This window comes from Psychrobacter sp. CoH-33_TS_01 (genome assembly GCF_058189395.1).
This window is the reverse complement of the sequence record NZ_JBVGQI010000093.1, coordinates 1-242: the sequence shown is the minus strand read 5'-3', so window position 1 is coordinate 242 and position 242 is coordinate 1. Positions and strand designations below refer to the sequence as shown.

1 protein-coding gene is annotated in these 242 nt (G+C 75.2%); it reads left to right on the top strand.

The window, feature by feature from the left end; translation table 11 throughout:
• On the top strand, positions 1 to 242 hold a 242-nt coding region (locus ACZ2XM_RS15670; RefSeq protein ID WP_490619041.1), incomplete at both ends, for a hypothetical protein.

Below are 242 nucleotides of genomic sequence, written 5' to 3'. Positions count from 1 at the left end.
GCCTCGACCCGTGGCATCCGCAGGCCGCGAACTTCACGCTCGACGCGGCGCTGTGGCGCGGCCTCGGGCTGGTCGACGGCGAACCGCTCGATGCGCTCGAACAGGACGCCGCGCACGCGGAAACCTGGCGCGGCCATCGCCAGTACGTCTCGCTCGATCCGCACGTGCGGCCGTACGCAATCTGGCGGCTCGCGCCGTCTCCGGGCGCCGCGCGGGCGGGATCCGGTTCGGGCGTCGCCGCC